We start from the raw sequence: 4133 nt of genomic DNA on the forward strand, positions 1-4133 counted from the left end.
AAGGACCAGATCCTCGAAACGTACCTGAACACCGTGCCGTTCCTGTACAACGCGTACGGCGTCGAGATGGCCGCGCGCACGTACTTCGACAAATCGGCCAGCGAGCTCGACGTGCTGGACAGCGCAACGCTCGTCGGCATGCTGAAGGGCAACAGCTACTACAACCCGGTGCTGAACCCCGAGCGCGCGCTGCAGCGGCGCAATACGGTGCTGGGACAGATGGTGAAGTACGGCAAGCTGTCGCCGGCGGCGTTCGCGTCGCTGAAAAACCGGCCGCTGCGCATCGACTTCGAGCGTCAGAAGGAGCCGCCGGGACCGGCGCCGCACTTCGCGCAGCAACTGCGCAAGTGGCTGATCGCGTGGGCCGACCGGAACGACTACAACATCTATTCCGACGGACTCGTCGTGCGCACGACGCTCGATTCGCGCCTGCAGACGATGGCGACGCAGGCGCTGACCGCGCAGGCGAACCGCCTGCAAGGCATCGCGAACGGCGCATGGGGCGGCCGAGACGGTTGCGGGACCGACAACGAGGTGTTCCGCGAGTTCATGCGGGAATCGCCTGAATACAAGGCGGCGCTGGACACCGGCAAGAACGACGCCGCCGCGATCAAGTCGCTCGCCGCCGACCGCGGGTTCATGCGCGCGCTGTGCAAGGCGAAGACCGACGTGCAGGCCGGCTTCCTCGCGATCGACCCGCGCAACGGACAGATCCGGGCGTGGGTCGGCAGCCGCGGTTTCGCGGACGAGCCGTTCGACCACGTGCAGCAGGCCCGCCGTCAACCGGGCTCGACGTTCAAGCCGTTTGTCTACGGCGCGGCGTTCGCGTCCGGCATGACGCCGGACGATACGTTCATCGACCAGGCGGTCGAGATTCCGCTGAAAGGCGGCGAAATCTGGCGCCCGAACGACGATGCGCCGCCGACCGGCAAGCCGATGACGCTGCGCGATGCGCTCGCGCTGTCGCGCAAACGGATCACCGCGCAGGTGATGGAAAAGATCGGGCCGGCGAAGGTCGCGCGGCTCGCCCGCGACATGGGCGTCCGCGACAGCGCGCTGGAGCGCGTGCCGTCGCTTGCGCTCGGCACGAGTCCGGTCACGTTGAAGGAAATGGTGGCGTCGTACGGCACGATCGCGAACGGCGGGTTGTATGTCGAGCCGCAGATGGTCACGCGCATCGAGAACCGCCACGGCGACGTGCTCGCGGAATTCGCGCCGGCGCCGCCCGAGCGGGCGCTTGACGCCGAGACTGACAAGACCCTGCTCGACGTGATGCGCGACGTGGTCGATCGCGGCACCGGCACGAGCATCCGCACGCGTTTCGGCATTCGAGGCGATGTCGCGGGCAAGACCGGCACCACGCAGGACAACGCCGACGGCTGGTTCATCCTGATGCAGCCCGATCTGGTCGCCGGCGCGTGGGTCGGCTTCGACGATGGCCGGGTCACGTTGCGCAGCGATTACTGGGGACAGGGCGCGCACAGCGCGCTGCCGATCGTCGGCGATTTCTTCCAGCATGCGCTGCGTGCGCGGCTGATCGACGGGAAGGCGCATTTCGACACCGAAGCCGAGCCGGGCTGGTTCGAGTCGCTGAAAGCGCGTGTGACAGACTGGGTCGGCGGCTGGTTCAAGTCCGGCACGCCGCCCGCCGCGGTCAAGATGCAGCGCCCACCGCGGCCGACGCCGGAAGAGAGCGAGGCGTCGGCGCCGGAGGCGGCGTCCGAGGGGATCGTCGAGGAATGGGTGCCGGCCTCCGACGTGGCCGCGTCGGCCGCCGCGCTCGCCAGCGACAGCGCGGCCAGCTCCGCCAACGTCCCGGCGACGCCGTCGAATGGCGCGGAGAACGGCAGCGCAGGGCCGGCCGCCACGCCACCCGCCGCCCCCGCGCCGCAGCCGGTTCAGCCGCCGGCCGCGCCGGAGACCGGGTATGAACAAGGCAAGCGCGATTCCCTGCCATAAGCCTTGAGGTTATGGAAATATCAACGCTTATGCTGGAATTGCAATAAATCGGTGACTTGCGATCCCTTGCGCCAAACGCCTGATCGAACTGCCGGGCGCGCTGCACCTCGTCGCTGTGCAGGTCGGTCGACGTCGTCGAGATTGATGAGTGCCGCATCCCTCTCAATTCGATGGCCCCGTTACTTGCGTTGAATGCCCCCAGAGCACAACCCCATAGGCGGCAGGACCTGGCGCATCAATACCTAACTCTATAGCCGTCTTGCCGCCATACGCATTCTTGTCGACGCGGCCCGCGCTCATTGGTTGGTGATGGAGCGCATGCACATCGAAAGCATTGCAAATTGCTGTCAGCAATTGCTAAGCCGTTGATGAAGAACTACAAATTTCGAATTAAGCCGTGTCCGATTGACAGGCCACTCGCGCGCCGGCCGCTCAATGAACGACACGATCGCGACTCCGCTTGGCGCGATTCGGTTTGTGGAGTGATCTCGAACGAGAAATGGTCGCGATAATCGGCATAGGCATCGGAGCCCGATACGCAGAGATCGCCAACTCGCAGCTCGTCCGCCATGTACGAAAGCTCGCAGAGTTCGAGATGGCGACGGTTGTTCGGCGATCTTTCGCCATGGAAGCGCCGCGCGGGTTCCGCCACCGCGGCGCCAACCGGTGCAAGCAGCATGAATTGAGCATCTGGCTCATGTTTTGCGCCGGGCTGCCGTCATACCGTCATGACGACAGCTTGCGGGCCGAAGGGCTCGCGCTTTTCCCATGTGCCATGCTGCTTCCCTCATCGAGCTGGATCGGGCCGACCTCGCGGCCGGTACGCCGCTCGCTTTCGATATCTACGATCTGGGCGGCGAGGCGCTTCTGTCGGCCGGCACGACGCTGAAGGACGACGCCGAGCGCGCATTCCTGTTCGAGCATTTCAGGCCCGCGCGGCAGGGCGATCCCGGCAAGACAGCGCCGCTGCCGTTCGGTGACGCGCTGACGCTCGACCGGATGGCGCTGTCGATCGGCGCGACGGTCGGTATCCGTCGCCGCGTCGGTTCGACGCGCGCGATGCAGCGCTGCCGGCTGATCGGCTACGACGCCTCGCAGTCGGTCTTTCTCGCGCCGCTGCACGCAGCCGATCTCGAGATAGTGCGCGGCGACGACGTCGAATCCATTGCGATCGGACGCGCCGCCGTGTTCCGCTTCGTTGCGACTGTCGACGCGGTATATGCCGAACCGGCGCCATTCCTGACCCTGTCCCCGCCCGGATTCGCGGAGTGCCTGCGCATGCGCGCGGAGCCGCGCGTGCCGGTGCGGATCGCCGCGCGGTGCAGCGGCGGCCCGCACGGCGAGGAAACCATCGGCATCGTCCGCGACATCAGCCTCAGCGGCATGTCGATCGCCACGCGCGCCACAATTGCGATGCCCGGCGAGCCGCTGCGCGTCTGGCTGCCATGGCGCGACGGCGCGCGCATCGAGCCGCTCGCGCTGCATGGCGCAGTGCGGCACGTGCGTGCGGATCCGGCTGCGTCCGGACTCATGCTGCACCATGTCGCATACGATCCGGCCGATGGGGCAGATACCGGTCGTCTGAAGGCGCTGCTGTACGAGCGGCTGGCAGCGTCGACGAACGAGCCTGTCTCGCGTTGATCTGTGAGCCGTGCGTGAGCGCGGCCCCAATGCGCAATCCTTTCGATCCGCCGGGCCTTCGCCGGCATCGGCGCCGATGTGGTTCGGCGGGGCGGGATTCACTCGCTGTCGTCGGACGCTTGCGTGGTGTCCGCGGGCGTGACCGTTCGCGAGCGGCTCGCGAGCACGAGCGCGATGCCGCCCAGAATGGCTGCCGACGCGATCGCGAGCCGCCACGTCGGCTGTTCAGACAGGAACAGCACCGCACCGCACGCGGCGATCGGCGGCACCGACAACTGCACGGCGGCGGCGCGCATGGCGGTCAGGTATTTCAGTGCCGCGTACCAGATCACGTAGCCGATGCCAGACGTCAGCGCGCCCGATGCGACCGCGAGCAGCGCGCCCTGCATGCTCAGCTGGAAACGCCCGGCCAGGACGGCGCTCAGTGCGAGCGCCATCGGCGCGGCGCGCATGAAATTGCCGGCGGTGGCCGCGAGCGGATCGGCCAGGCCGCGGCCGCGCAGCGAATAGACGCCCCACGCGACGCCGGCGGC

Annotated in this window: 5 protein-coding genes; 2 read left to right on the forward strand and 3 right to left on the reverse strand. The window is 67.4% G+C overall.

The features are described from left to right. Positions 1-1959: penicillin-binding transpeptidase domain-containing protein (locus KH616_RS22300; RefSeq protein ID WP_292252081.1), on the forward strand; the 1959-nt coding region annotated here is incomplete at its 5' end. Positions 1960-2121: 162 nt separating this feature from the next. Here KH616_RS22300 and KH616_RS25445 read toward each other — a convergent pair. Next, positions 2122-2259, reverse strand: coding sequence for a polymorphic toxin type 22 domain-containing protein (locus KH616_RS25445; RefSeq protein ID WP_366835098.1), 138 nt, complete (start codon positions 2257-2259; stop codon positions 2122-2124). 76 nt (positions 2260-2335) lie between these two features. Next, positions 2336-2638: a hypothetical protein gene (locus KH616_RS22305; protein WP_292252082.1), complete on the reverse strand. Its 303-nt coding sequence runs from the start codon at positions 2636-2638 to the stop codon at positions 2336-2338. Positions 2639-2727: 89 nt separating this feature from the next. On the opposite strand from KH616_RS22305, the gene KH616_RS22310 reads away from it, so the two are divergent. Next, positions 2728-3600, forward strand: a complete 873-nt coding sequence (locus tag KH616_RS22310; RefSeq protein ID WP_292252083.1) for a PilZ domain-containing protein — start codon at positions 2728-2730, stop codon at positions 3598-3600. A 98-nt stretch (positions 3601-3698) separates the two neighbouring features. Here the strand turns inward: KH616_RS22310 and KH616_RS22315 are convergent. Beyond that, positions 3699-4133 (reverse strand): DMT family transporter (locus KH616_RS22315; RefSeq protein ID WP_292252084.1); only part of this gene is annotated, 435 nt, incomplete at its 5' end.

Source organism: Burkholderia sp., from assembly GCF_018375725.1.
Lineage (GTDB): Bacteria > Pseudomonadota > Gammaproteobacteria > Burkholderiales > Burkholderiaceae > Burkholderia.